Consider the following 22,652-nt stretch of genomic DNA (forward strand, 5'->3'; position numbering starts at 1 on the left):
CGCTCGACACTCCAAAGACAAATGATAGGCTAGGACTTTTGTCCCAGCCTCTTCCTTTTGTATCTCACACGTAATTTAGGGAAAAGCCGTTAAATTTTCTGACATTTATGATATAATGAGAAGACTACTAGTAAAGGAATGAATCCCTCATGACATTAGTTTACCAATCCACACGCGATGAAAAAAATACTGTAACAGCTAGTCAAGCCATCCTTCAAGGATTAGCGACAGATGGCGGTTTGTTTACTCCAGTCTCTTATCCTCAAGTGGAGCTGGATTTTGATACCCTCAAAGACGCTTCTTACCAAGAAGTAGCTAAGCTTGTTTTGTCCGCCTTTTTGGATGACTTTACAGCAGAAGAGTTGGACTACTGTATTTCTCATGCCTATGACAGCAAGTTTGATACCCCGGCTATTGCTCCGCTTGTCAAACTCGATGGGCAATACAACTTGGAACTTTTCCACGGCTCCACCATTGCCTTTAAAGATATGGCTTTGTCGATCTTGCCTTACTTCATGACAACAGCAGCTAAAAAGCACGGTCTGGAAAATAAAATCGTCATCTTGACAGCGACATCTGGTGATACTGGGAAAGCTGCCATGGCAGGTTTTGCCGATGTTCCAGGTACTGAAATTATTGTCTTTTATCCAAAAGACGGTGTCAGCAAGGTCCAAGAGTTGCAAATGACCACTCAAACAGGGGATAATACCCATGTTATCGCCATTGATGGAAACTTTGACGATGCTCAGACCAACGTCAAGCACATGTTCAATGATGTTGCCCTTCGTGAAAAATTAGCAGCCAACAAGATGCAATTTTCATCAGCTAACTCTATGAACATTGGCCGTTTGGTGCCTCAGGTTGTCTATTACGTATACGCCTACGCGCAATTGGTCAAGACAGACCAAATCACAGCGGGAGAAAAAGTCAATTTCACTGTTCCAACAGGAAACTTTGGAAATATCTTAGCGGCTTTCTACGCCAAACAAATCGGTCTTCCAGTTGGAAAATTGATCTGTGCATCAAACGAGAACAATGTCTTGACAGACTTCTTCAAAACACATGTCTATGATAAGAAACGTGAGTTCAAGGTGACCACTAGTCCATCAATGGATATTTTGGTTTCTTCAAACTTGGAACGCTTGATTTTCCACTTGGTTGGCAATGATGCTACAAAGACCAAAGAATTGATGGAAAACCTTGTTGCTACAGGTCAGTACCAACTGTCCAACTTTGATGCAGACATCCTAGATTTATTTGCGGCGGCCTACGCAGATGAGGCAGAAACTGCTGCAGAAATCAAGCGGGTTTATGAAGCGTCTGATTACATCGAAGACCCTCATACAGCCGTAGCATCAGCTGTTTATCAAAAATACCGGACCCAAACAGGGGATACTGCTAAAACAGTCGTTGTCTCTACAGCAAGTCCTTATAAATTTCCAGTTGTAGCAGTAGAAGCGGTGACGGGCGAGACAGGTTTAGGCGATTTTGAAGCCTTGGCTAAATTACACACACTCTCAGGTGTTCCTGTACCACCGGCCGTAGACGGTCTGGAAACTGCACCGGTTCGCCATCGCACCAGCGTTGCAGCCCAAGATATGCAAACAGCTGTCGAAGACTACTTGGGACTGTAATTCTCCTTATTAGAAAGATCAAAAGAGCCGTTTGGCTCTTTTCTATACGCATGCATTCATACAAAAAAATCGTAAACATCGCCCTTCCTGCCATGGGTGAAAATTTCTTACAAATGCTGATGGGCATGGTGGACTCTTATTTAGTGGCTCACCTGGGCTTGATTGCTATCTCGGGTGTTTCCGTCGCAGGGAATATCATCACCATCTATCAAGCCATCTTTTTGGCACTGGGTGCGGCAGTTGCCAGTGTCATGTCTAAAAGCCTGGGCGAAAAAAATCAAGAAGCGATTGCCTACCATGCAACAGAGTCATTGAAAGTGACCTTGTTGGTGAGTGCTCTCTTAGGGGGAGTGTCGCTCCTCTTTGGACGCCAGATGATTTCGCTCTTGGGGACTGAAGCAGCAGTCGCCGAAAGTGGGGGGATTTACCTTTCCTTGGTCGGCGGGACTATTGTTCTCTTAGGCTTGATGACGACCTTGGGCTCGCTGGTTCGAGTAGCCAACAATCCACGTATTCCCATGTATGTCAGCTTGTTGACCAATGTTTTAAATGCTCTGTTCTCTTCTGTGGCTATTTTCCTCTTTGGTTGGGGAATTGTCGGAGCAGCTTTGGGGACTGTGCTAGCCCGCTTGATCGGTGTCTTTCTCTTGTGGCAAAAAGTCCGGCTACCCTTTGCTCCCCTTCGGTGGGGGGTGGATCGCAAGCTCTTAGACTTAGCGCTTCCAGCTGCCGGAGAGCGCTTGATGATGCGGGCTGGAGATGTGGTGATTATCGCGATCGTCGTCGCTTTTGGGACGGAAGCAGTCGCGGGCAATGCCATCGGAGAGACCTTGACCCAGTTTAACTACATGCCTGTATTTGGAGTGGCCACAGCGACGGTCATGCTCGTAGCACGGAGCCTGGGTGAAGGTGATCTTGAGCAGATTGATCGCCTTCGAAAGCAGTCTTACTGGCTGTCCTTCGTGTTGATGTTACCCATTGCCTTGGGAATCTTTTTTGGTGGCACCTTTCTGACGCATCTCTACACGCAAGATACGAAAGCGGTAGAAGCTAGCCTTTCGGTTGTCCTCTTTTCTTTGTTAGGAACACCCTTTACAGCAGGAACGGTCATCTATACAGCTGTCTGGCAAGGCTTGGGAAATGGGAAATTACCATTTTATGCCACAACCATTGGCATGTGGGTCATTCGAATTGGAGCCGGTTATCTGCTTGGAGTAACCTTTGGTTTTGGTCTTCCAGGAGTTTGGACGGGAACGCTACTAGATAATGGCTTTCGCTGGCTATTTTTGAGTCAGCTTTATCGACGAAAAGTAGGAGAGAGAACATGACAAAACGAGCTTTTATTTGGGATTTGGATGGAACCTTGCTCGATTCCTATGATGCAATCCTAGCTGGTCTTGAGGAGACCTATGCCTATTACCAGCTTCCGTTTGATCGAGCCAGCATTAAAGATTACATCTTGAAGTATTCGGTTCAGGATCTTTTAGTAGTGGTGGCGGAGGAGTATCAACTGGATGTGACCGACTTAAATCATCGCCGAGCAGAAAGTCTAGCAGAGAAAAATGCCCAGGTCGTTCTGATGGATGGGGCGCGTGATGTCCTATCCTGGGCGAAGGATGCGGGGATCGAGCAGTTTGTTTATACCCATAAGGGAGAGAATGCCTTTGTCATCCTACGGGACTTGGGTTTGGAATCCTTTTTTACAGAGATTTTGACCAGTCAAAGCGGTTTTGCCCGCAAGCCTGACCCAGAAGCTGCCATTTATCTGATGAAGAAGTACGGGTTGCATCCGGAAAAGATTTACTATATTGGGGATCGGAGTCTGGATATTGATTTTGCAAGAAATAGCCAGATTCAGAGTATCAATTTCTTGACATCTGACTATCAAGGCAATCACCAGATGAAAACTTTACGGGATATCCCAAGCGTTTTAAGCCTTGAAAAGAATCTGTAAAGAGATTGTTCTCATTTTGAAACAAAGTCGTAAGCTTTCTTTAAGAAATGTCCGCTATAATAGAACCATAAACAAAGACCTCCTAACTTTGTTTAGAAAAATCCTAAAACTTTTCTTTTTCATAATAATCTCCCTAAAAGTCGCCCAATCAGGCGGCTTTTTTTGTGAGAAAAAACGGTTCAAGCTCTTTTTCTTGCAAGAAGGTAAAAAATGATTTATAATTGATCAGTCAATTATTGATTCATCAAAAATAGATTGGAGAAGGACTTTGGCAGAAATCAATGATTTGCTCTACCACCTACGTTTGGCAGATCAATCGACTACGCAACTCTTTGAAAAACGCTTAGGAATTAGCTTAACGCGGTACCAAATCTTGCAGTATTTATTCGAACAAGCACCTTGCAATCAGATTGCGGTTCAAGAGCGCTTGCAGATTGATGCAGCTGCTTTAACGCGGCATTTCAAAATTTTAGAAAAGGAAGGATTGGTCCATCGGAGCCGAAATCCAAAGAACCAGCGGGAATTTGTCATCCATCTGACAGATACGGCCTATGATCGGTTGGTCAATCGACCTCCTCGCCATCATGTGGCAGTGAAGGATCAGATGAGTCGTATTTTGACCGCTCAGGAACAAGAGCAATTTTCTTACCTACTGGATAAATTAGTATCTGGTCTTGAACAAATAACTATTGAATAAAAAGGAGAATCTACAATGTCATTACTGACGATTATTTTAGCCAGTCTTGCTGCACTGGAGCATTTATACATATTTTATTTGGAGAGCATCCGAACCACATCTGATACCACCAGTCGGGTTTTCAACATGGATAAAGAGGAGCTCGCTCGACCATCTGTGACCTCTTTATTTAAAAATCAAGGAATATACAATGCCTTGATCGGTGTCTTCCTCTTGTATGGCTTGTTTGTGTCCAAAAATATTGAAGTCGTTACGATTTTTGTGCTCTTTATTATTGGAGCCGCAGCTTACGGTGCGATGACAGCCAATAAAAAGATTATCTTGACCCAAGGCGGTCCTGCAATTTTAGCTTTATTGAGTATCCTAGTTTGGGGATAAAAAAGCATATCATCGTAATTGGATCATCTTGATCTAAAAAAGCCCTCCTTTTCCTTTACAAATGAGGGTTTCTGGTTACAATAGAGGTAGCAATAAGAAATGAGGAAAAGACAATGATTAGTCTGGAAGAGATTGAGCGTGTTATCCAGTCAGGACCATTTGAAGCAACTTGGGGTTCGCTTAGTCGCCATACTTGTCCAAACTGGTATCGGGATGCCAAGTTTGGGATCTTTATTCACTGGGGTGTTTATAGTGTGCCGGCCTTTTGGTCAGAGTGGTATTCACGAAACATATATATTCAAGGCCACCCTTGCTATGACTATCATCGAGAGCATTTTGGAGATCAGGCTAGCTTTGGCTACAAGGATCTCATCCCTCTTTTTACAGCAGATCGATTTGATCCGGCATCTTGGTTGGATCTCTTTCAAAAAGCGGGAGCCCAGTATCTTTTTCCAGTTGCGGAGCACCACGATGGGTTTCAGATGTATGCCTCTACTCTCTCGCCTTATAATAGCTTAGAAATGGGGCCGAGACGAGATGTCTTAGGAGAGCTGAGGGAGAAAGCAGAAAAACGTGGCCTGCACTTCTGTACGTCATCTCACCGGGCAGAGCACCAGTTTTTCTTTTCACATGGCAAGGAGTTTGCCAGTGACATTCCTCAAGAAGTCCCAAGAGACAGCCTTTATTGGCCAGCGGAGCCAGAGCCCAAAGATCATTTTGATCTCACCTCCAAGCCCTATCCAAGCGAAGAGTTTTTGGAAGACTGGCTTTTGCGAACCTGTGAACTGGTGCGGGATTACCAGCCAGAGCTCCTTTATTTCGATTGGTGGATCCAGCATGAGAGTTTCCGTTCCTACTTGATGCGCTTTTTGGCTTATTATTACAATCTGGCTGCGCAAGAAGACAGGAAAGTACAAACAGGACGCTCTTCCTTTTGGTTCAGGAATCGTCGAGATGGAGCGGGGAGGATACGGAGAGACGCAAGCCTTTCCGTGGCAAATGGATACTGCGATTGCCCGTAATTCTTGGTGCTATACCCAGGATCTAGCCTACAAGACCAGCAAGGAATTGTTGCAAAATCTAGTTGATGTTGTGGCCAAAAATGGCAATCTTCTGCTCAATATTGGACCCAAGGCAGATGGCACCATCCCTGAGCAAGATCAAGACATCCTTACAGAGATCGGGGAGTGGCTGGCAGTAAACGGAGAAGCCATTTATCAGAGCCGGCCTTGGCGGGTGTCATCGGACGGACCGACCGAGGCCCAGGAAGGTTCCTTCTCAGATGGGAAAGCGCCACTCTATACCAGCCAAGATTTCCGCTATACCATGCGTGATGGCTTTCTTTATGCTATCCAGCTGGAACCTAGTAGGGTTAGAGAAGAGGTGACCTTACCTTCTCTCGCCTATGATCTGAAACAACCTCGCATTCTCCATGCGCGCATTCAGCAAGTAGAGCTGCTTGGAGAAAGGAACTCTCTTTCTTGGAGTCAAGATGACAAAGGTGTTCATCTTCAATTGCCAGCCTGCAGTCAAAACCAACCGCGTGTTTTGCGCCTCAGCTTTTAGTTTTCTTGAAGTTTTCTATAAGGAATCGTTTAGGTTTCTCTTGTATACTCTATTCATCAAATAAGAAATGAGGTACAGAAAATGAAAATCTCAGTCAATTATCCAAAACGTTTTAAGAAAATGCCACAACAAGGATCTTGTTACGGCGAATAAACAGGTCTTTCCATATTTCATAAGAAACTCCTAAAGAAGGCTCTACCCGAAAGGGTAGAGTTTTTATGTACCAGAGACCTTGTCATTCGTGGTATAATAGGCCTATGGAAAAAAAGAATACATTACTACTCATCGACGGCTCTTCCGTCGCTTTTCGTGCCTTTTTCGCACTTTATCATCAAATTGATCGCTTCAAAAATGTCAATGGGTTGCATACCAATGCGGTCTATGGCTTTAATCTCATGTTGAGCCATCTGTTGGAGCGCATCCAACCAACCCATGTTCTCGTCGCCTTTGATGCAGGCAAAACGACCTTTCGGACGGAGATGTACGCCGACTACAAAGGGGGGCGGGCAAAGACACCGGATGAATTCCGCGAGCAGTTCCCTTTCATTCGGGAGCAATTAGACCATCTGGGAATTCGCCATTATGAACTAGCTCAGTATGAAGCGGATGATATTATTGGAACGCTGGATAAGATGGCAGAAACATCTGCGATCCCATTTGATGTCACCATCGTTTCTGGAGATAAGGATTTGATCCAGCTGACAGATGACAATACGGTGGTTGAGATTTCCAAAAAAGGAGTGGCAGAGTTTGAAGCCTTTACCCCAGCCTATCTGAAAGAAAAGATGGGGCTGACACCCGAGCAATTCATCGACCTCAAGGCTTTGATGGGAGATAAGTCGGATAATATCCCGGGTGTCACCAAGATCGGAGAAAAGACAGGGATCAAACTACTCCTAGAGTACGGTTCTCTCGACGGGCTCTACCAGCATATTGACGAGATGAAGGCTTCTAAGATGAAGGAAAATCTCATCAACGACAAGGAGCAGGCCTACCTGTCCAAGACCCTTGCGACCATCGATACCAATGCGCCCATTGAGATCGGTCTGGACGATATCACCTATACAGGTCCTCATCTAGAAAATCTAGCCAAGTTTTATGAGGAGATGGGCTTCAAGCAACTTCGCCAAGCCTTGGATCTCAGTGGGGAAGAAGTAGCTCCTGTAGCCATTGACTATACAGAAGTCGAGCAGGTTACTCCCGATATGCTTACAGAAGATAGTTTCTTCTATTTTGAGATGTTTGGGGACAATTACCATACAGAACCCATCATCGGTTTCGCATGGGGGACCAAAGGTCAGCTCTACGCGAGTACAGATACTGATCTTTTACAAACACCGATTTTCAAAGAATTTCTCGAAAAAACGCCCCTCAAGGTTTATGACTTCAAGCGGGCCAAAGTCCTGCTCAGCCACTTGGGGGTTACCCTGCAAAAGCCGGCTTTTGATAGTCGATTGGCCAAGTATCTCTTGTCGACCGTAGAGGACAATGAAATCTCAACCATTGCGAGTCTCTATAGTCAGATTGCGTTGCCGCTGGACGAAGTCGTTTATGGCAAGGGAGCCAAAAAAGCCATTCCAGAAAAGGCGGTCCTATTAGAGCATTTGGCACGAAAAGTCGCTGTTCTACTGGATACCGAAGGGCCCATGATGAAGCAGTTGCAAGCCCATGACCAACTAGACTTGCTCTATGATATGGAGCAACCACTAGCAGCTGTTTTGGCCAAGATGGAAATTGCAGGGATCAAGGTGGAACGCCAGACCCTCCAAGACATGCAGGTGGAAAACGAAGCAGTCTTGGAGCGCTTGACTCAAGAAATCTACGATCTAGCAGGAGAAGAGTTCAACATCAATTCTCCAAAACAATTGGGGGTCATCCTTTTTGAAAAGTTGGAGCTTCCCCTTGAGTATACCAAGAAGACTAAAACCGGCTATTCAACAGCTGTTGATGTCTTGGAGCGCCTGGCTCCAATTGCCCCGATCGTGTCTAAGATTCTTGAATACCGCCAAATTGCTAAGATCCAATCGACCTATGTCATCGGTCTTCAAGATTGGATTTTGGAAGATGGGAAGATCCATACCCGCTATGTGCAGGATTTGACGCAGACAGGGCGCTTGTCTAGTGTGGATCCCAACCTACAAAACATTCCTGTCCGTTTGGAACAAGGTCGTCTCATTCGTAAGGCTTTTGTCCCAGAAGAGGAAAACAGTGTCTTGCTCAGTTCAGACTATTCACAGATCGAATTGCGCGTCTTGGCCCATATTTCAGGAGATGAGCATTTGATCAATGCCTTTCAGCATGGGGCAGATATCCATACATCAACTGCCATGCGGGTCTTCAATATTGAAAAACCAGAAGATGTGACGCCGAATGACCGCCGCAATGCTAAAGCAGTAAACTTCGGTGTGGTTTATGGAATTTCTGACTTTGGACTGTCTAACAACCTGGGGATCAGTCGAAAAGAAGCCAAAGCCTATATTGAAACTTACTTCGAACGCTACCCTGGCATCAAGGACTATATGGAAAGAGTGGTACGGGAAGCGCGCGACAAAGGCTATGTAGAAACCCTCTTCAAGCGCCGCCGGGAGATTCCAGATATCAATTCTCGCAACTTCAATGTACGAGGCTTTGCGGAGCGGACAGCTATCAACTCACCGATCCAAGGATCGGCAGCAGACATCTTGAAAATTGCTATGATCCACTTGGACCAAGCGCTAGAAGCAGGAGCATACAAGACCAAGATGCTTCTTCAGGTGCACGATGAAATCGTTCTGCAAGTGCCAAGTGATGAACTGGCAGCAATCAAGGAACTCGTCAAAGAGACCATGGAATCCGCTATTGAGCTTGCGGTACCACTGGAAGCCGATGAGAATGCAGGCAAAACATGGTATGAGGCCAAATAAGATAGAAAGTCGTTAAAGCACATTTAGTGCCCTATAAATCGTTAACACAAAAAAGGAGATTCATATGGCTTATTCATTTCGCAATCCTAGTGATGGGATCATCAAACATTACCTAGAAACGAGCAAGACCATTGCTGTAGTCGGACTATCAGACCGTGAGGATACGACCAGCCATCGTGTCAGCAAGGAGATGCAAGAGCGGGGCTACCGGATCATTCCCGTCAACCCCCGTGCAGCTGGAGGTCAGATTCTAGGAGAAACGGTGTATGCTAGCTTGCAGGAAATTCCTTTCCCAGTAGATATCGTCGATGTATACCGTCGCAGTGAATTTTTACCAGATGTAGCGCGTGATTTTATTGAGACGGATGCGAAAATTTTCTGGGCCCAATTGGAGCTGGAAAATCAAGAAGCAGAAGAAATCCTTCGTGGAGCTGGTCGCGAAGACATCGTCATGAACCGTTGTATCAAACGGGAACATACCCGACTCGTTTTAGGTGACGCCTTGTAAAGTAGATGAAGGACCAGCAACCTCTTGCTTGGGATCTCATCTGTTATGATAGGAAATAAAACAAAAGCCCCAGGAAGCTGGAGCTTTTTTCTTAGTTTTGTTCAAGGTTAGGATAGGCAGTAAAATGGTGTGGCCCTTGTTTGATCTGTTTGATTTGATCGTAAAATGCAATTTGGCAGTTGATAAAGTATGGCATGGTGTAAAAACCGATGACATCGCGCGTGAAGTAATTCAGGAAGTGCCAGCCGATCAAAGTGAGATCGAGCACCAAGCGATTGCTGCGGAAGCCTTTCATGGTTTCACGACTTTGACGAAGGACTCCAAAGGTTCCCTTGTAGTCGCCGTCTCGTAATTGCTCGTAGAGGATCAATTCGACCAGGCTAAGACTGTAGTATTGTGGCAGGTAAAAGAGGAGGCCAATAAGGCCAAGTATGACACCAATAGTCATCAGAGGCATTTGTTGCATCATCGCTTGAAATTGATGGCTCGTCGTACTTAGACTGCTTGGATCACTAACTTTGTCATAGATTGCTAAAAACCGAATGCTCGCATAAGTACTAACGAGGCCACCTGCATAGAGAAGAATCCCCCATACAAAGAGGATCACTTGCTTAAGAAGCAAAGTCAGAAAAACCGGTGTGAAGCGATCTTGCTTAAAGATATCAAGGACCCGTGTCCGGTGTTCGATCTTGGGATTGATCGTATCTAAATAGCTAAAAGTTGTACCGACCACTAAAATGGAGATGACAAAGGAGACAACAGAAGGAAAGAGCTGCCGCTGGATCATGTAGATACTTGCTTGCTGCAAGGTCATATCCGGTAGCAGATCGATCAGATCTTGCCCGTTCAAGAAAAAGTTGGCAAGAATGGTCAAGAGAACTGGCAGAGCAAAAAGAATCGCTAAGCCCGGTTGCTGGACTTGCATGGTGCGGGCCCGAAGGCGAATTAGTTTTAGGTTCATAGATCACACTCTCTTCATAGTAGTACTTTTTATTATAACACAAGTCCGTGACAGAGCCGGTAAAATTTGGTACAATCGTACAGGTGCTCACAGGAGATCCTGTGACAGGAATAAGAAGGCTGGGACTGTTTTTCCCAGTACGGAGGTAACCATGACAGATTCACCGATTCAATATCGATTAATCAAAAAAGAAAAGCATACAGGAGCGAGGTTAGGAGAAATCATTACCCCCCACGGGACTTTCCCAACCCCGATGTTTATGCCCGTAGGGACTCAGGCAACCGTTAAAACCCAATCGCCAGAAGAGCTCAAGGAGATGGGTTCTGGAATTATTTTGGCCAACACCTACCATCTCTGGCTTCGTCCCGGGGATGACTTAGTCGCAAAAGCGGGTGGTCTGCACCAGTTCATGAACTGGGATCAGCCGATTTTGACAGATAGTGGAGGCTTCCAGGTCTATTCATTAGCGGATACCCGCAATATCACTGAAGAAGGGGTGACCTTTAAAAACCACCTCAACGGCTCGAAGATGTTCCTCTCTCCCGAAAAAGCCATCTCCATCCAAAACAATCTAGGCAGCGACATCATGATGTCTTTTGACGAATGTCCCCAGTTCTATCAACCCTATGATTATGTGAAAAAATCGATCGAACGGACCAGTCGTTGGGCAGAACGGGGTCTTAAGGCTCACCGTCGTCCTCATGATCAAGGCCTCTTCGGGATTGTCCAAGGAGCTGGATTCGAAGACTTGCGCCGTCAGTCAGCGCGTGATCTGGTCAGTATGGACTTTCCAGGCTATTCCATCGGCGGGTTAGCTGTTGGAGAAAGCCATGAAGAGATGAATGCGGTGCTTGATTTCACAACTCCGCTCTTGCCAGAGAACAAGCCTCGCTACCTCATGGGAGTGGGAGCTCCGGACAGTCTGATCGATGGCGTCATCCGTGGAGTGGATATGTTTGACTGTGTCTTGCCAACGCGGATTGCGCGAAATGGGACTTGCATGACCAGTCAAGGACGCTTGGTGGTGAAAAATGCGCAATTTGCAGAAGACTTTACGCCGCTGGATCCTGAATGTGATTGCTACACTTGTAAGAATTACACCCGAGCTTATCTTCGCCACCTCCTCAAGGCAGATGAGACCTTTGGGATTCGCTTGACCAGCTACCACAACCTCTATTTCTTGATTAACCTCATGAAACAGGTCCGTCAAGCCATTATGGACGACAACCTCTTGGAGTTCCGTGAGCATTTTATCGAAAAATATGGCTATAACAAGTCAGGACGGAATTTCTAAGATGGATCGCGAAAGATTAGTAGACTCCTTGGTAAAAAAGATTCAATCAGGAGAATTACGAACGCTTGGGATCTACGGTCATGGTGGATCAGGAAAAACAACCTTTACCAAAGCGCTCTGTGAGCGATTGGACCTCACAAAAGTTAACCTTTTAGAGACAGATCCTTATATCGTTAGCTCTTCTAGAGGTCTCGTAGTTCCTAAAGATCATCCGAATCAAAAAGTAACGGCTTGTCTATCAAGCGCTCACGAATTGGCTAGCCTAGAACGAGATATTCAAGCCCTTCAAGCGGGAATGGATATCCGAACGATTGATCAGCCATGGTCTCCAAGCCACATATTATCTGGGAACAAGTCTATTCTCATCGTAGAAGGGATGTCAGTGGCTTTTTTACCCAAGTCTTTGTTTGATCAAACCATTTGTTTTTACACAGATGATCATACAGAGCTGGAAAGACGATTAAGCAGAGACGTCGCACAACGAAATCGAGAAATTGACTTCATCTATCGAACCCACCAGATTAGAAGAGAACAATACCATCAGTACTACCAACCGATGGAAGGTGAAGCGGATATCCTAGTCAATACATCACAAGATCAGTTTCGTATTGAAAAAGAATAGAAAGTTCTACGAAAAAGTAGAACTTTTTTCTATATAATAGCAACTTTTTTAGCCGGCCTTCCTTTTCGAAAACACTTTCACCAAAAAAAGAGAAAAAATCTTCCTAAATCCCTTGCATTGAGGCTTCATTTGTGTTAAACTACTATGGTGCTGTGAAAAAACAGCTATTAGCTTTGATGCAAGAGGTTGCGACACGCTCGGTTGCATTGCCACGCAACGCGCGTCGGTTTTCTTGTGGAGCTAGCCTATTATCTTAAATAGACGAAAAGGAGAAAAAGATGGCAAACAAAAAAATCCGCATCCGTTTGAAAGCGTACGAACACCGTACACTCGACACAGCGGCTGCAAAAATCGTAGAATCAGCTACTCGTACAGGTGCACAAGTTGCGGGTCCAATCCCACTTCCAACTGAGCGTAGCCTCTACACAATTATTCGTGCGACTCACAAATACAAAGATTCTCGCGAACAATTCGAAATGCGTACACACAAACGTTTGATTGATATCATCAACCCAACTCAAAAAACAGTTGACGCTTTGATGAAATTGGATCTTCCAAGTGGTGTAAACGTAGAAATCAAACTTTAATCTAAAGCTTGATCAAGAGCATGAAAAACGCTCGTTAAAAACTTTTTGAATAAAAAACTATAGAAAAGGAACTATTTTCTCATGACAAAAGGAATCTTAGGGAAAAAAGTGGGAATGACTCAAATCTTCACTGAAGCTGGCGAATTGATCCCTGTAACAGTTATCGAAGCAACTCTAAACGTTGTTCTTCAAGTAAAAACTGTTGAAACAGATGGTTACAACGCTATCCAAGTTGGTTTTGACGACAAACGTGAAGTGTTGAGCAACAAACCTGCTAAAGGACATGTAGCAAAAGCTAACACGGCTCCTAAGCGCTTCATTCGTGAATTCAAAAACGTTGAAGGCTTGGAAGTTGGTGCTGAAATCACAGTTGACACTTTCGAAGCTGGAGATGTTGTTGACGTAACTGGTACTTCTAAAGGTAAAGGTTTCCAAGGTGTTATCAAACGCCACGGACAATCACGTGGACCAATGGCTCACGGTTCTCGTTACCACCGTCGTCCAGGTTCTATGGGACCTGTTGCACCTAACCGCGTATTCAAAGGTAAAAACCTCGCAGGACGCATGGGTGGCGATCGTGTAACGATTCAAAACCTTGAAGTTGTACAAGTCGTTCCAGAAAAGAACGTTATCCTTATCAAAGGAAACGTACCAGGTGCTAAGAAATCTCTTATCACGATCAAGTCAGCAGTTAAAGCTGGTAAATAATAAGGAAAGGGGAATACAGTCAAAATGGCAAATGTAACATTATTCGACCAAACTGGTAAACAAGCTGGCGAAGTTGTTTTGAACGATGCGGTCTTTGGTATTGAACCAAACCAAGCAGTTGTATTTGATGTGATCATCAGTCAACGTGCTAGCCTTCGTCAAGGAACTCACGCAGTTAAAAACCGTTCAGCTGTTTCAGGTGGTGGACGCAAACCATGGCGTCAAAAAGGAACTGGACGTGCGCGTCAAGGTTCTATCCGCTCTCCACAATGGCGTGGTGGTGGAATTGTCTTCGGACCAACTCCACGTAGCTATGCGTACAAACTTCCTCAAAAAGTTCGTCGCCTTGCACTTAAATCTGTTTACTCAGAAAAAGTTGCTGAAAACAAATTTGTAGCCGTTGATTCTCTTGAATTTACAGCTCCAAAAACTGCTGAATTTGCAAAAGTTCTTGCAGCTTTGAGCATCGATTCTAAAGTCCTTGTTATTCTTGAAGAAGGAAACGAATTCGCAGCTCTTTCAGCTCGTAACCTTCCAAATGTGAAAGTTGCGACTGCTACAACTGCAAGTGTTCTTGACATCGCAAATAGTGACAAACTTCTTGTTACTCAAGCAGCTATCTCTAAAATCGAGGAGGTTCTTGCATAATGAATTTGTATGATGTTATCAAAAAACCTGTTATCACTGAAAAGTCAATGGCTCAACTTGAAGCAGGCAAATATGTATTCGAAGTTGACACTCGCGCTCACAAACTTTTGATCAAACAAGCTGTTGAAGCTGCCTTTGAAGGTGTAAAAGTTGCGAATGTGAACACTGTAAACGTAAAACCTAAAGCAAAACGCGTTGGACGTTACACTGGTTTTACTTCAAAAACTAAAAAAGCTATCATCACGCTTGCAGCTGATTCAAAAGCAATCGAGTTGTTCGCTACTGAAGCTGAATAATCTAAGGAGGAAATATCGTGGGAATTCGTGTTTATAAACCAACATCAAACGGTCGCCGTAATATGACTTCTTTGGATTTCGCTGAAATCACAACAAACACACCTGAGAAAACATTGCTTGTTTCTCTTAATAACAAAGCAGGTCGTAACAACAACGGACGTATCACTGTTCGTCACCAAGGTGGTGGACACAAACGTCATTACCGTTTGATCGATTTCAAACGTAACAAAGATGCAGTTGAAGCAGTCGTTAAAACGATCGAATACGATCCAAACCGCTCAGCTAACATCGCGCTTGTACACTACACTGACGGTGTGAAGGCTTACATCATCGCCCCTAAAGGTCTTGAAGTAGGTCAACGCATCGTATCAGGACCAGAAGCAGATATCAAAGTCGGAAACGCTCTTCCACTTGCTAACATCCCAGTTGGTACTTTGATCCACAACATCGAATTGAAACCTGGTAAAGGTGGAGAATTGGTACGTGCTGCTGGAGCTTCTGCTCAAGTATTGGGTTCTGAAGGTAAATATGTACTTGTTCGTCTTCAATCAGGCGAAGTTCGTATGATTCTTGGAACTTGCCGTGCTACAGTTGGTGTTGTCGGAAACGAACAACATGGACTTGTAAACCTTGGTAAAGCTGGACGTAACCGCTGGAAAGGTGTTCGTCCTACAGTTCGCGGTTCTGTAATGAACCCGAATGATCACCCACACGGTGGTGGTGAAGGTAAAGCACCAGTTGGACGTAAAGCGCCATCTACTCCTTGGGGTAAACCTGCGCTTGGTCTTAAAACTCGTAACAAGAAAGCGAAATCTGACAAACTTATCGTTCGTCGTCGCAACCAAAAATAAGCTTAACAACTTAGCTTACTCATTCCGCCAGCTCGGTAGCGCTGCCTAGCAGCGCAAGCCGTTGTGGTACTACATTTTAAAGGAGAAAACTACAAAATGGGACGTAGTCTTAAAAAAGGACCTTTCGTCGATGAGCATTTGATGAAAAAAGTTGAAGCTCAAGCAAACGACGAAAAGAAAAAAGTAATTAAAACTTGGTCACGTCGTTCAACGATTTTCCCAAGTTTCATCGGATACACTATCGCAGTTTATGATGGACGTAAACATGTACCAGTTTACATCCAAGAAGACATGGTAGGTCACAAACTTGGTGAATTTGCACCAACTCGTACTTACAAAGGTCACGCTGCAGACGACAAGAAGACACGTAGAAAATAAGGAGAACATAAATGGCAGAAATTACTTCAGCTAAAGCAATGGCTCGTACAGTGCGTGTTTCACCTCGTAAATCACGTCTTGTTCTTGACAACATCCGTGGTAAAAGCGTAGCCGATGCAGTAGCAATCTTGACATTCACTCCAAACAAAGCGGCTGAAATCATCTTGAAAGTGTTGAACTCAGCAGTAGCTAACGCTGAAAACAACTTTGGTTTGGAAAAAGCTAACTTGGTAGTATCTGAAGCATTCGCAAATGAAGGACCAACAATGAAACGTTTCCGTCCACGTGCGAAAGGTTCAGCTTCACCAATCAACAAACGTACAGCTCACATCACAGTAGCTGTTGCAGAAAAATAAGGAGGTAAACTCGTGGGTCAAAAAGTACATCCAATTGGTATGCGTGTTGGTATCATCCGTGATTGGGATGCCAAATGGTATGCTGAAAAAGAATACGCGGATTACCTTCATGAAGATCTTGCAATCCGTAAATTCATTCAAAAAGAATTGGCTGACGCAGCCGTTTCAACTATTGAAATCGAACGCGCAGTAAACAAAGTTAACGTTTCACTTCACACTGCTAAACCAGGTATGGTGATCGGTAAAGGTGGAGCAAACGTTGATGCACTTCGTGCAGCTCTTAACAAATTGACTGGTAAACAAGTACACATCAACATCATTGAGATCAAACGTCCTGACTTGGATGCTCACCTTGTTGGTGAAGGAATTGCTCGTCAATTGGAACAACGTGTTGCTTTCCGTCGTGCACAAAAACAAGCGATCCAACGTGCGATGCGTGCTGGAGCTAAAGGAATCAAAACTCAAGTATCAGGTCGTTTGAACGGTGCAGATATCGCCCGTGCAGAAGGATACTCTGAAGGAACTGTTCCACTTCACACACTTCGCGCTGATATCGATTACGCTTGGGAAGAAGCAGACACTACTTACGGTAAACTTGGTGTTAAAGTATGGATCTACCGTGGTGAAGTTCTTCCAGCTCGTAAAGACGCTAAAGGAGGTAAATAACCAATGTTAGTACCTAAACGTGTTAAACACCGTCGCGAATTCCGTGGTAAAATGCGCGGTGAAGCAAAAGGTGGAAAAGAAGTAGCATTCGGTGAATACGGTCTTCAAGCTACAACTAGCCACTGGATCACAAACCGTCAAATCGAAGCTGCTCGTATCGCCATGACTCGTTACATGAAACGTGGTGGTAAAGTTTGGATTAAAATCTTCCCACACAAATCATACACCGCTAAAGCTATCGGGGTACGTATGGGATCTGGTAAAGGGGCACCTGAAGGTTGGGTAGCACCAGTTAAACGTGGTAAAGTGATGTTCGAAATTGCTGGTGTATCTGAAGAGATCGCACGTGAAGCACTTCGTCTTGCAAGCCACAAATTGCCAGTTAAAACTAAATTTGTGAAACGTGAAGCAGAATAAGGAGAGGTCATGAAACTTACAGAAGTAAAAGAATTTGTTAAAGAACTTCGTGGTCTTTCTCAAGAAGAACTCGCGAAGCGTGAAAATGAATTGAAGAAAGAATTGTTTGAACTTCGTTTCCAAGCGGCTGCTGGTCAATTGGAACAAACTGCACGTTTGAAAGAAGTGAAAAAACAAATCGCTCGTATCAAAACTGTTCAATCAGAAGCTAAATAATAGACTAGGGAAGGAGAATTTCAATGGAACGCAATAATCGTAAAGTTCTTGTTGGGCGCGTTGTGTCTGACAAAATGGACAAAACAATCACAGTTGTAGTTGAAACGAAACGGAACCACCCAGTCTATGGTAAACGTATCAACTATTCTAAAAAATACAAAGCTCATGATGAAAACAATGTTGCCAAAGAAGGCGATATCGTTCGTATCATGGAAACTCGTCCGCTTTCAGCTACAAAACGCTTCCGTCTTGTAGAAGTCGTTGAAGAAGCGGTCATCATCTAATCATACCTGAAAGGAGAAAACGTAAATGATTCAAACAGAAACTCGTTTGAAAGTCGCTGACAACAGTGGCGCACGCGAAATCTTGACCATTAAAGTTCTTGGTGGTTCAAAACGTAAATTCGCGAGCATCGGAGATGTAATCGTTGCATCTGTAAAACAAGCTACTCCTGGTGGTGCGGTTAAGAAAGGTGACGTTGTAAAAGCTGTTATCGTTCGTACTAAATCAGGTGCTCGTCGTAAAGATGGTTCATACATCAAGTTCGATGAAAATGCAGCAGTAATCATCCGTGACGACAAAACTCCTCGCGGAACACGTATCTTTGGCCCAGTTGCACGTGAATTGCGTGACGGTGGTTTCATGAAGATCGTATCACTTGCTCCAGAAGTACTTTAATCAATAAGAAAACAAACACAGTCCCCTGGCTAAGCCAGGGTGCCCATTGGGCGTAAGAATAAAAGGAGAAAGAAATGTTTGTAAAAAAAGGCGACAAAGTTCGCGTTATCGCTGGTAAAGACAAAGGCGTAGAAGCTGTTGTTCTTACTGCTCTTCCGAAAGTAAACAAAGTTGTTGTAGAAGGTGTAAACATCATCAAGAAACACCAACGTCCAAATAACGAAAACCCTCAAGGTGCAATCGTTGAAAAAGAAGCTCCAATTCATGCTTCTAACGTTCAAGTTTTGGACAAAAACGGTGTTGCTGGACGTGTTGGCTACAAGTTTGTAGACGGCAAAAAAGTTCGCTACAACAAAAAATCAGGCGAAGTGCTTGACTAATCACGAAGGAAAGGAGAAGTATAATGGCTAATCGTTTAAAAGAAAAATACCTTAATGAAGTAGTACCATCATTGACTGAACAGTTCAACTATTCATCAGTTATGGCTGTGCCAAAAGTTGATAAAATCGTTTTGAACATGGGTGTTGGTGATGCAGTATCAAATGCTAAAAACCTTGAAAAAGCTGCTGAAGAGCTTGCTTTGATCTCAGGTCAAAAACCATTGATCACTAAGGCTAAAAAATCAATCGCCGGCTTCCGTCTTCGTGAAGGTGTTGCGATCGGTGCAAAAGTTACCCTTCGTGGTGAACGTATGTACGAATTCTTGGATAAATTGGTAACAGTTTCACTTCCACGTGTACGTGACTTCCATGGTGTTCCAACAAAATCATTTGATGGACGCGGAAACTACACACTTGGTGTGAAAGAACAATTGATCTTCCCAGAAATCAACTTTGATGACGTTGACAAAACTCGTGGTTTGGACATCGTTATCGTAACAACTGCTAACACTGACGAAGAGTCACGTGCATTGCTTACAGGCCTTGGAATGCCTTTTGCAAAATAATATAGGAGGTAAATCTAATGGCTAAAAAATCTATGATTGCTAAGAACAAACGCCCAGCGAAGTTCTCTACTCAAGCATACACTCGCTGTGAACGTTGTGGACGTCCACACTCAGTTTACCGCAAGTTTAAACTTTGCCGTGTTTGCTTCCGTGAATTGGCATACAAAGGTCAAATCCCTGGTGTAACAAAAGCATCTTGGTAATTCTAGCTTTCAATTCCGTCGTGATTCGTCGTTATCTGCTTTTGCCTAACTCAAGTTATGCCTGCAAGCAGATGCCTAGACTCACTTAGGAATTGAAACCTAGAAACATATTCTGAGCTTAGCTCAATCATTAACTAGCAAGTGCAACTTGCAAACTACTAGTAAGAGGAGAACAAAATAATGGTTATGACTGACCCAATCGCAGACTTCTTGACTCGTATTCGTAATGCGAACCAAGCAAAACATGAAGTACTTGAAGTACCTGCATCAAACATCAAAAAAGGGATTGCTGAAATCCTTAAACGCGAAGGTTTTGTAAAAAACGTTGAAGTAATTGAAGATGACAAACAAGGCATCATCCGTGTATTCTTGAAATACGGACAAAATGGTGAAAAAGTTATCACAAACTTGAAACGTGTATCAAAACCAGGTTTGCGTGTTTATAAAAAACGCGAAGACCTTCCAAAAGTTCTTAACGGACTTGGAATTGCGATCCTTTCAACTTCTGAAGGTTTGCTTACTGATAAAGAAGCACGCCAAAAGAACGTTGGTGGAGAAGTTATCGCTTACGTTTGGTAAAATCAAGATACAAAGCTCGTAAAGAACAAAGCAAAATTAGGAAGTTGGAGCAGTTTGTTTACAAACAAGCCAACTTATCTATTTTGCACAGTTCTTAGAACGTGTTCAGTTCAGCTGATGAACGAATTTAGTATCTGATTTAATGAATGAACTAATTGAACACGGGCTAAAGTCTGTGTGAAAAAGATAAACTTTCCTAGAAACTCCAGTTTCTTCGTCAAGTTTTCTATTTTCACTTTGACTTTATAACGCCCTCTGTATCTTAGTTCCCCGTGAAAACTGGTCGCTTGCGGCCTGACAATTTAACAGGAGAATAAAAACATGTCACGTATTGGTAATAAAGTTATTCCGTTGCCTGCTGGTGTTGAAATCACTAACAAAGATAACGTTGTAACTGTAAAAGGACCTAAAGGAGAACTTACTCGTACGTTCTCAAAAGATATCGATATCCGTGTGGAAGGAAATGAAGTAACGCTTCACCGTCCAAACGATACAAAAGAAATGAAAACAATCCATGGAACAACTCGTGCTCTTTTGCACAACATGGTTGTCGGAGTATCTGAAGGATTCAAGAAAGAACTTGAAATGCGCGGGGTTGGATACCGTGCACAACTTCAAGGATCTAAACTTGTCTTGGCTGTTGGTAAATCTCATCCAGACGAAGTTGAAGCTCCAGAAGGAATTACTTTTGAACTTCCAAACCCAACAACAATCGTTGTTCACGGAATTTCAAAAGAAGTAGTTGGTCAAACAGCTGCTTATGTACGTAGCCTTCGTTCACCTGAACCATATAAAGGTAAAGGGATCCGTTATGTTGGTGAATACGTTCGCCGTAAAGAAGGTAAAACAGGTAAATAATGTTGTATGGTTGTTTTTTAACCAGACTTCATCTTACCAATTCAGTGCTTAGGCACAAGATTTATAATTAAGAGGTGAAAATTGTGATTTCGAAACCAGATAAAAATAAAATCCGTCAAAAACGCCACCGTCGCGTTCGCGGAAAACTCTCTGGAACTGCTGATCGCCCACGTTTGAACGTATACCGTTCTAATACAGGCATCTACGCTCAAGTGATTGATGACGTAGCGGGTGTAACGCTCGCAAGTGCTTCAACTCTTGACAAAGAAGTTTCAAAAGGAACTAAAACTGAACAAGCCGTTGTTGTCGGTAAACTAGTTGCTGAACGTGCAGTTGCTAAAGGTATTTCTGAAGTGGTGTTCGACCGCGGTGGATATCTATATCACGGACGTGTTAAAGCTTTGGCTGATGCAGCTCGTGAAAACGGATTGAAATTCTAATAGGAGGACACTAGAAAATGGCATTTAAAGATAATGCAGTTGAACTTGAAGAACGCGTAGTTGCCATCAACCGTGTTACAAAAGTTGTTAAAGGTGGACGTCGTCTTCGTTTTGCAGCTCTTGTAGTTGTTGGTGACCGTAATGGCCGTGTAGGATTTGGTACTGGTAAAGCTCAAGAAGTTCCAGAAGCAATCCGTAAGGCTGTTGAAGATGCTAAGAAAAACTTGATCGAAGTTCCTATGGTTGGAACAACAATTCCTCACGAAGTAACATCTGTATTTGGTGGTGCTCGTGTCTTGTTGAAACCAGCCGTTGAAGGGGCTGGAGTTGCTGCAGGTGGTGCAGTACGTGCCGTTGTCGAATTGGCAGGTATCGCAGATGTTACATCTAAATCACTTGGATCAAATACTCCAATCAACATTGTTCGTGCAACTGTTAATGGTTTAGCACAATTGAAACGCGCTGAAGAAGTTGCTGCCCTTCGTGGTATTTCAGTTTCTGACTTGGCTTAAGAAAGGAGATTCAAATGGCTCAAATTAAAATTACTTTGACTAAGTCTCCAATCGGACGCATCCCGTCACAACGTAAAACTGTTGTAGCACTTGGACTTGGCAAATTGAACAGCTCAGTCATCAAAGAAGATAACCCAGCAGTACGTGGTATGATCACTGCGGTATCTCATTTGGTAACTGTTGAGGAAGTTAAGTAATTAAACTTACCATCATAGATGTTTTAGGGGGTATGAGATGTTATCTCAGCCCCTAAAACTCAATTTATTCGTATAGGCGAGTTCCTATTAAGAACACCTTTTTCCTAATAGGAGCGCTAGCATTTTACAAAAGAGGAGAAAATAAATAATGAAACTTCATGAATTACAACCTGCTACAGGTTCACGTAAAGTCCGCAACCGTGTTGGTCGTGGTACTTCATCTGGTAACGGTAAAACTTCTGGCCGTGGTCAAAAAGGTCAAAAAGCTCGTAGCGGTGGCGGTGTACGTCTTGGTTTTGAAGGTGGACAAACTCCATTGTTCCGTCGTCTTCCAAAACGTGGATTTACAAACATCAACGCTAAAGAATACGCTATTGTAAACCTTGATCAGTTGAACGTCTTCGAAGATGGTGCTGAAGTAACACCAGTTGTACTTGTAGAATCAGGTATTGTAAAAGCTGAAAAATCAGGGATTAAAGTTCTTGGTAACGGAGAATTGACGAAGAAATTGACTGTTAAAGCAGCTAAATTCTCTAAATCAGCTGAAGAAGCTATCACTGCTAAAGGTGGTTCAGTTGAAGTCATCTAAGTGAGGTGAC

The 22,652-nt window shown here is 43.7% G+C and carries 32 protein-coding genes and 1 pseudogene; 32 read left to right on the forward strand and 1 reads right to left on the reverse strand.

Annotated elements, in window-relative coordinates:
• Window positions 1-149: 149 nt before the first annotated feature.
• The 8 genes and pseudogenes from thrC to HA044_RS04270 all read left to right on the forward strand — a co-directional run bounded on the left by thrC (window position 150) and on the right by HA044_RS04270 (window position 9,640).
• Entirely contained in the window at window positions 150-1,634 is a 1,485-nt protein-coding gene (gene thrC / locus HA044_RS04235) for a threonine synthase (protein WP_187539593.1), read from the forward strand.
• 50 nt (window positions 1,635-1,684) lie between these two features.
• Window positions 1,685-2,962: an MATE family efflux transporter gene (locus HA044_RS04240; RefSeq protein ID WP_187539595.1), complete on the forward strand. Its 1,278-nt coding sequence runs from the start codon at window positions 1,685-1,687 to the stop codon at window positions 2,960-2,962.
• Window positions 2,959-3,588: an HAD-IA family hydrolase gene (locus HA044_RS04245; protein ID WP_187539597.1), complete on the forward strand. Its 630-nt coding sequence runs from the start codon at window positions 2,959-2,961 to the stop codon at window positions 3,586-3,588. The genes HA044_RS04240 and HA044_RS04245 overlap by 4 nt, the downstream gene beginning before the upstream one ends.
• 268 nt (window positions 3,589-3,856) lie before the next feature.
• Window positions 3,857-4,285 (forward strand): MarR family winged helix-turn-helix transcriptional regulator, encoded by a 429-nt coding sequence (locus HA044_RS04250; protein WP_187539599.1) that lies wholly within the window; start codon window positions 3,857-3,859, stop codon window positions 4,283-4,285.
• Between the two features lie 15 nt (window positions 4,286-4,300).
• Entirely contained in the window at window positions 4,301-4,663 is a 363-nt protein-coding gene (locus tag HA044_RS04255) for a DUF1304 domain-containing protein (protein WP_187539601.1), read from the forward strand.
• A 113-nt stretch (window positions 4,664-4,776) separates the two neighbouring features.
• A pseudogene (locus tag HA044_RS10100) lies at window positions 4,777-6,229 on the forward strand (alpha-L-fucosidase).
• Window positions 6,230-6,486: 257 nt separating this feature from the next.
• Window positions 6,487-9,132, forward strand: a complete 2,646-nt coding sequence (gene polA / locus HA044_RS04265; protein WP_187539604.1) for a DNA polymerase I — start codon at window positions 6,487-6,489, stop codon at window positions 9,130-9,132.
• A 64-nt stretch (window positions 9,133-9,196) separates the two neighbouring features.
• The gene (locus HA044_RS04270; protein ID WP_187539606.1) at window positions 9,197-9,640 is read left to right on the forward strand and encodes a CoA-binding protein; all 444 of its coding nucleotides are present in this window, start codon (window positions 9,197-9,199) and stop codon (window positions 9,638-9,640) included.
• 91 nt (window positions 9,641-9,731) lie between these two features.
• Here HA044_RS04270 and HA044_RS04275 read toward each other — a convergent pair whose 3' ends face one another.
• Entirely contained in the window at window positions 9,732-10,601 is an 870-nt protein-coding gene (locus HA044_RS04275) for a DUF975 family protein (protein WP_187539608.1), read from the reverse strand.
• A 151-nt stretch (window positions 10,602-10,752) separates the two neighbouring features.
• Between HA044_RS04275 and tgt the strand changes: the two genes are divergently transcribed.
• The 24 genes from tgt to rplO all read left to right on the forward strand — a co-directional run bounded on the left by tgt (window position 10,753) and on the right by rplO (window position 22,642).
• The gene (gene tgt, locus HA044_RS04280) at window positions 10,753-11,895 is read left to right on the forward strand and encodes a tRNA guanosine(34) transglycosylase Tgt (RefSeq protein WP_187539610.1); all 1,143 of its coding nucleotides are present in this window, start codon (window positions 10,753-10,755) and stop codon (window positions 11,893-11,895) included.
• Between the two features lies 1 nt (window position 11,896).
• Complete coding sequence (locus HA044_RS04285) at window positions 11,897-12,517, forward strand: uridine kinase (protein ID WP_187539612.1); 621 nt, start codon at window positions 11,897-11,899, stop codon at window positions 12,515-12,517.
• A 131-nt stretch (window positions 12,518-12,648) separates the two neighbouring features.
• Window positions 12,649-12,774, forward strand: coding sequence for a hypothetical protein (locus HA044_RS09990; protein WP_262407536.1), 126 nt, complete (start codon window positions 12,649-12,651; stop codon window positions 12,772-12,774).
• Window positions 12,775-12,795: 21 nt separating this feature from the next.
• Window positions 12,796-13,104 carry a 30S ribosomal protein S10 gene (rpsJ, locus tag HA044_RS04290; protein WP_003009585.1) on the forward strand — a complete coding sequence of 103 codons (309 nt, stop codon included), beginning with the start codon at window positions 12,796-12,798 and terminating at the stop codon, window positions 13,102-13,104.
• Window positions 13,105-13,185: 81 nt separating this feature from the next.
• Window positions 13,186-13,812 (forward strand): 50S ribosomal protein L3, encoded by a 627-nt coding sequence (gene rplC / locus HA044_RS04295; RefSeq protein WP_187539614.1) that lies wholly within the window; start codon window positions 13,186-13,188, stop codon window positions 13,810-13,812.
• A gap of 24 nt (window positions 13,813-13,836) precedes the next feature.
• Window positions 13,837-14,460: a 50S ribosomal protein L4 gene (rplD, locus tag HA044_RS04300; protein WP_187539616.1), complete on the forward strand. Its 624-nt coding sequence runs from the start codon at window positions 13,837-13,839 to the stop codon at window positions 14,458-14,460.
• Window positions 14,460-14,756: a 50S ribosomal protein L23 gene (locus HA044_RS04305; protein ID WP_003009593.1), complete on the forward strand. Its 297-nt coding sequence runs from the start codon at window positions 14,460-14,462 to the stop codon at window positions 14,754-14,756. The genes rplD and HA044_RS04305 overlap by 1 nt, the downstream gene beginning before the upstream one ends.
• Window positions 14,757-14,773: 17 nt before the next feature.
• Entirely contained in the window at window positions 14,774-15,607 is an 834-nt protein-coding gene (gene rplB, locus HA044_RS04310) for a 50S ribosomal protein L2 (RefSeq protein WP_187539618.1), read from the forward strand.
• Between the two features lie 96 nt (window positions 15,608-15,703).
• On the forward strand, window positions 15,704-15,985 hold the full coding sequence (gene rpsS, locus HA044_RS04315; protein WP_000533766.1) for a 30S ribosomal protein S19: 282 nt from the start codon (window positions 15,704-15,706) through the stop codon (window positions 15,983-15,985).
• 11 nt (window positions 15,986-15,996) lie between these two features.
• Window positions 15,997-16,341, forward strand: coding sequence for a 50S ribosomal protein L22 (rplV, locus tag HA044_RS04320; RefSeq protein WP_187539620.1), 345 nt, complete (start codon window positions 15,997-15,999; stop codon window positions 16,339-16,341).
• Between the two features lie 12 nt (window positions 16,342-16,353).
• Window positions 16,354-17,007: a 30S ribosomal protein S3 gene (gene rpsC, locus HA044_RS04325; protein ID WP_003002336.1), complete on the forward strand. Its 654-nt coding sequence runs from the start codon at window positions 16,354-16,356 to the stop codon at window positions 17,005-17,007.
• 3 nt (window positions 17,008-17,010) lie between these two features.
• On the forward strand, window positions 17,011-17,424 hold the full coding sequence (gene rplP / locus HA044_RS04330; RefSeq protein ID WP_000960947.1) for a 50S ribosomal protein L16: 414 nt from the start codon (window positions 17,011-17,013) through the stop codon (window positions 17,422-17,424).
• A gap of 9 nt (window positions 17,425-17,433) precedes the next feature.
• Complete coding sequence (gene rpmC, locus HA044_RS04335; RefSeq protein ID WP_187539622.1) at window positions 17,434-17,640, forward strand: 50S ribosomal protein L29; 207 nt, start codon at window positions 17,434-17,436, stop codon at window positions 17,638-17,640.
• Between the two features lie 23 nt (window positions 17,641-17,663).
• Window positions 17,664-17,924, forward strand: a complete 261-nt coding sequence (gene rpsQ, locus HA044_RS04340) for a 30S ribosomal protein S17 (protein WP_000440801.1) — start codon at window positions 17,664-17,666, stop codon at window positions 17,922-17,924.
• Window positions 17,925-17,949: 25 nt separating this feature from the next.
• Complete coding sequence (rplN, locus tag HA044_RS04345) at window positions 17,950-18,318, forward strand: 50S ribosomal protein L14 (RefSeq protein WP_003002384.1); 369 nt, start codon at window positions 17,950-17,952, stop codon at window positions 18,316-18,318.
• Window positions 18,319-18,392: 74 nt separating this feature from the next.
• Window positions 18,393-18,698, forward strand: a complete 306-nt coding sequence (gene rplX, locus HA044_RS04350) for a 50S ribosomal protein L24 (RefSeq protein ID WP_003002315.1) — start codon at window positions 18,393-18,395, stop codon at window positions 18,696-18,698.
• Window positions 18,699-18,721: 23 nt separating this feature from the next.
• On the forward strand, window positions 18,722-19,264 hold the full coding sequence (gene rplE / locus HA044_RS04355) for a 50S ribosomal protein L5 (RefSeq protein ID WP_003009606.1): 543 nt from the start codon (window positions 18,722-18,724) through the stop codon (window positions 19,262-19,264).
• Window positions 19,265-19,281: 17 nt separating this feature from the next.
• Complete coding sequence (locus tag HA044_RS04360; RefSeq protein WP_001085699.1) at window positions 19,282-19,467, forward strand: type Z 30S ribosomal protein S14; 186 nt, start codon at window positions 19,282-19,284, stop codon at window positions 19,465-19,467.
• A 180-nt stretch (window positions 19,468-19,647) separates the two neighbouring features.
• Window positions 19,648-20,046 carry a 30S ribosomal protein S8 gene (gene rpsH / locus HA044_RS04365; protein ID WP_187539624.1) on the forward strand — a complete coding sequence of 133 codons (399 nt, stop codon included), beginning with the start codon at window positions 19,648-19,650 and terminating at the stop codon, window positions 20,044-20,046.
• 321 nt (window positions 20,047-20,367) lie between these two features.
• Window positions 20,368-20,904, forward strand: a complete 537-nt coding sequence (gene rplF, locus HA044_RS04370; protein ID WP_187539626.1) for a 50S ribosomal protein L6 — start codon at window positions 20,368-20,370, stop codon at window positions 20,902-20,904.
• A gap of 83 nt (window positions 20,905-20,987) precedes the next feature.
• Window positions 20,988-21,344, forward strand: a complete 357-nt coding sequence (gene rplR / locus HA044_RS04375; protein WP_187539628.1) for a 50S ribosomal protein L18 — start codon at window positions 20,988-20,990, stop codon at window positions 21,342-21,344.
• 17 nt (window positions 21,345-21,361) lie between these two features.
• On the forward strand, window positions 21,362-21,856 hold the full coding sequence (gene rpsE / locus HA044_RS04380) for a 30S ribosomal protein S5 (RefSeq protein WP_187539630.1): 495 nt from the start codon (window positions 21,362-21,364) through the stop codon (window positions 21,854-21,856).
• 14 nt (window positions 21,857-21,870) lie between these two features.
• On the forward strand, window positions 21,871-22,053 hold the full coding sequence (rpmD, locus tag HA044_RS04385; RefSeq protein WP_002894509.1) for a 50S ribosomal protein L30: 183 nt from the start codon (window positions 21,871-21,873) through the stop codon (window positions 22,051-22,053).
• Window positions 22,054-22,201: 148 nt separating this feature from the next.
• Window positions 22,202-22,642 (forward strand): 50S ribosomal protein L15, encoded by a 441-nt coding sequence (gene rplO, locus HA044_RS04390; protein ID WP_187539632.1) that lies wholly within the window; start codon window positions 22,202-22,204, stop codon window positions 22,640-22,642.
• Window positions 22,643-22,652 lie beyond the last annotated feature (10 nt).

Origin of the sequence: Streptococcus sp. IMAU 99161 (assembly GCF_014435245.1) — a bacterium.
Lineage (GTDB): Bacteria > Bacillota > Bacilli > Lactobacillales > Streptococcaceae > Streptococcus > Streptococcus lactarius.